Source organism: Comamonas trifloxystrobinivorans, from assembly GCF_043359985.1.
GTDB lineage: Bacteria > Pseudomonadota > Gammaproteobacteria > Burkholderiales > Burkholderiaceae_C > Comamonas > Comamonas trifloxystrobinivorans.
Map to the genome: position 1 here is coordinate 1 of NZ_JBHZGV010000038.1, position 3,274 is coordinate 3,274.

Annotated in this window: 8 protein-coding genes; all 8 read left to right on the forward strand. The window is 56.4% G+C overall.

Annotated features, from left to right (window positions below):
* Positions 1-259 precede the first annotated feature (259 nt).
* Positions 260-517, forward strand: a complete 258-nt coding sequence (locus tag ACFIQF_RS24515; RefSeq protein WP_393946263.1) for a hypothetical protein — start codon at positions 260-262, stop codon at positions 515-517.
* Positions 501-797: a hypothetical protein gene (locus ACFIQF_RS24520; protein WP_393946265.1), complete on the forward strand. Its 297-nt coding sequence runs from the start codon at positions 501-503 to the stop codon at positions 795-797. Before ACFIQF_RS24515 ends, ACFIQF_RS24520 begins: the two co-directional genes overlap by 17 nt.
* Entirely contained in the window at positions 794-1,183 is a 390-nt protein-coding gene (locus ACFIQF_RS24525) for a hypothetical protein (protein WP_393946266.1), read from the forward strand. The genes ACFIQF_RS24520 and ACFIQF_RS24525 overlap by 4 nt, the downstream gene beginning before the upstream one ends.
* A gap of 15 nt (positions 1,184-1,198) precedes the next feature.
* Positions 1,199-1,486, forward strand: a complete 288-nt coding sequence (locus ACFIQF_RS24530; protein WP_393946267.1) for a hypothetical protein — start codon at positions 1,199-1,201, stop codon at positions 1,484-1,486.
* Positions 1,483-1,617, forward strand: coding sequence for a hypothetical protein (locus tag ACFIQF_RS24535; RefSeq protein WP_393946268.1), 135 nt, complete (start codon positions 1,483-1,485; stop codon positions 1,615-1,617). The genes ACFIQF_RS24530 and ACFIQF_RS24535 overlap by 4 nt, the downstream gene beginning before the upstream one ends.
* Before the next feature lie 58 nt (positions 1,618-1,675).
* Positions 1,676-1,840 carry a hypothetical protein gene (locus ACFIQF_RS24540; RefSeq protein ID WP_393946270.1) on the forward strand — a complete coding sequence of 55 codons (165 nt, stop codon included), beginning with the start codon at positions 1,676-1,678 and terminating at the stop codon, positions 1,838-1,840.
* 129 nt (positions 1,841-1,969) lie between these two features.
* Entirely contained in the window at positions 1,970-2,785 is an 816-nt protein-coding gene (locus ACFIQF_RS24545) for a hypothetical protein (RefSeq protein ID WP_393946271.1), read from the forward strand.
* The coding region (locus ACFIQF_RS24550; protein WP_393946272.1) for a hypothetical protein at positions 2,778-3,274 on the forward strand (497 nt) is incomplete at its 3' end. The genes ACFIQF_RS24545 and ACFIQF_RS24550, both read left to right, overlap by 8 nt.

Genomic DNA, 3,274 nt, shown 5'->3' on the forward strand with positions numbered 1-3,274 from the left:
AGCAACCGGCCCCTATCTGTGATGGTGAATGCGCTTGAGAAGCGTGGCACGTTGTCAATGAACCGGCGCCGGCTGGAGCTATGCCGATACCTTCGGGCTTTGCGGCTGCTATGAAAAATCCCGTGCGGCCCTGACCACCATCACCCCATTCATAGATATAGCCGCCCCGGCGAAATCTATTCATCTATCTATTCACGAACACACTCCAGCATCGCTGGATTTGCCGCCTACGGGCGGTTTTTTATTTGGGAGAACGCTCATGCTGAATGAACCGATAACCCTAGTTCGCCACAAGCTGGATGACCACTATTGGTCTGAAAACTACGCAAGCTGGTGGAGTGACGGCTACGAGAGCCGCGCCGAGATGACCCGGCATCACGCCGATGTTTGCACGCCTTTCTGGGTGCTTGGAGAGTCGCACACAGACGTCATGGGTAAGCAGTGGCGAGCCCAGACCTATTGCGTTATCGATGACTTCGGCAACTTGAAGGAGGTGCCCTATGAGCAACCTATCTGATGTTTGGGCTGCGGCTCAAGCGGCAAAGAATCAACGCGCAAGCGACCGCGCAGACAGCTTTGAGATGCGCTGGCAGCAGATCGCACAAGACCCAGACTACGACCCGAGCGACTGGGAGAACTTCTGCGAGGCACTGGGGGAGCTTGGGCCTGCGGGCCGCGCCCAGGTGTCGGGCTTGATGCAGGCCGGTCGGCATGAGGCGCTTGGAGCTTTCATCTGCGAGCTGTCCGAAGGCTATCAGGCAGAGCGGGCAAAGATTGCGGCGGGAGGTGCGGCATGAGTGAGAAGCTGAAGCCAACACCGGGGCCGTGGCAGTTTGGAGAATTTGAGTTGTATCCGGGGGCTGGTTTGCGATTCAATATATCGCAAGCAGAGGGCGCTGAATACACCCCTCATTACTCAGATGTCGCCAACACCATTCCGGGCGAAAAACGCAGCATTCAAGAGGCCAACGCTCGCCTCATCGCCGAAGCCGGAACAGTCCACCACGAATCCGGCCTATCCCCTCGGGAGCTGCTGGAGCGAGGCAAGGCGATGGAGTCCGCACTACAGCACTGTGAGCAGATGCTAATGTCCTACGAAATCAACCGCGTGAATCATGAGGCAATCGAGGATGAAGCGCTGTCGATCATTCGCGCCGCCCTCAACAAGCACAAACAGTTATGAGCCATATGAGCCGATATGAGCCAAGGAGCTGAAATGAATCCAGATTCTTTACCAGACGGCGGGCCAGCGTTTCCATGCCCAATGAGCGAGCAAACCTGCTCAAATCAGGATTGCGCACCATTCCAGCCAGGGATGACGCTTCGCGATCACTTTGCTGGCTTGGCAATGCAGGCGCTAATAAGTAGCCCGTTCTACCGCGTCCAGGGCGGATACAAGGGGTGGGCTGAAATCGCCTCTGGCGGATTGGCGGAAGAAGCTTACAGCATGGCAGACGAAATGATCAAAGCAAGGGGGCAATCATGAAGTACTACGAAATCTGGATCAACGACACCACCATGTGCAAAGTGCCCTGCTTCGATCGCTGGGAAGCCTACGACATCGTTCTCAGAATGAACCTGGGCGAGCGCTCCAAGGTCAAGATCATCAGGCTTTGACCTACAAATTTCAATTGTCACTAGCCTGACCATAGCCAGACAACTACGGGAGACAGCCATGCAATCGACTTATCACCCTCCGATGCTCACCATGCCCAGCCGCTCACTCTGCCCTATTCCAGGCCAGAAGCCGCTCAAGTACACCAACAAAGACAACACCGATATTCGCAAGACGTTTTCCAAGTGGCAGCGGGTGTTGAACCAACAGAAAGCACAGAAATGACCTACCAACCCTTCCAACTCGGGCGGCCCAGAAAGCCGCCTTTTTTATTGCTGCTCGCTGTCGTGCTTTTGGCGGGCTGTGTGGCTCAGACGCAGATGGCAATTTGACCAACCCAACGGAGAGACAACCATGAGCGCTGTAGTTGAAGTTGAAGCAGTCAGCATGGTTCCCGCAAAGAGCGCGAACCCGACTGCCGAAGTAGTAGCCCATGCAAAGACGGTGCAGCAGGTAATGCAGGCTGTCATGAAGCCCAATGTGCATTACGGAGCGATCCCAGGTGCTGGCGATAAGCCAACGCTGCTCAAGTCTGGGGCCGAGGTTCTGTGCATGACCTTCCGCATTGCCGATAAATACGAGGTTTCCGACCTCTCGGCAAACGGCGTGATCCGCTACCGGGTGAACTGCATCGGAGAGCACCAGACAACCGGCGTGCCGCTTGGCTCCGGTTTGGGTGAATGCTCGACCGACGAGGAAAAATACCGTTGGCGCAAAGCGGTGTGCAAAGAGGAATTCGACGCCACGCCAGAAACCCACCGACGCCTGAAATTCGGGCGCAAGCAAGGCGGGCATTACACGGTGCAGCAGATTCGCACCGAGCCCGCCGACCTGGCCAACACGGTTCTCAAGATGGCTTGCAAACGCGCCAAGATCGCCATGGTTTTGAACGTCACCGCAGCCTCTGACATGTTCAGCCAGGACTTGGAAGACTTGGATGCAGAGCTTGTGCGCCACCTGGCCGAGGACGAGCGCCAAAGTCAGCTCCAGATGATTCGCGACGAGTGGATTGCCAAGGCATCTACAGCAAAGAGCCGCGACGAGCTGGGTGCGATCATGAAGGAAGGCGTGAAGCTGTTCCAGTCCAACCGCGACAAAGACGGCTACTCAGCATTTGCCACCGCAGTGCAAAAGCGCGGTGCAGAACTCAAGGAGGCTGCAGATGCGTGAAATCCTGATCCGCTGCTCCAGTCTGGGCAAGATCATGACGGAGCCCAAGACGAAAGCCGAGGGCATCTTGTCGGTGGGTGCAAAGACCTATATCCGCGAGCTGGCCCAGCAGGAAATCTTTGGCGTCGATTTCGAGTTCTCCAGCAAGGAGATTGAGAAAGGCATCGAAGTTGAAGAGCAGAGCATTGCCCTGCTCAACCGTGTACGCGGCCTCTCGCTCCAGAAAAACACGGAGCGCAAGAGTAACGGACTGATTACGGGCGAATGCGACCTCTACGACGCTGTGCGCAAGCGCGGGCACGACCTCAAGTCGTCTTGGTCAGCCAAGACCTTCCCTGGCTGGATCAAGGACTGCGAAGACAGGCTCTACGAATGGCAGATGCGCGGATACATGATGCTGTGGGATGCGGATGAGTGGGAGGTCAACTACTCGCTGGTGGACACGCCAGATCGGCTGATCGGCTACGAGCCGCTGCAAATGCATGTAGT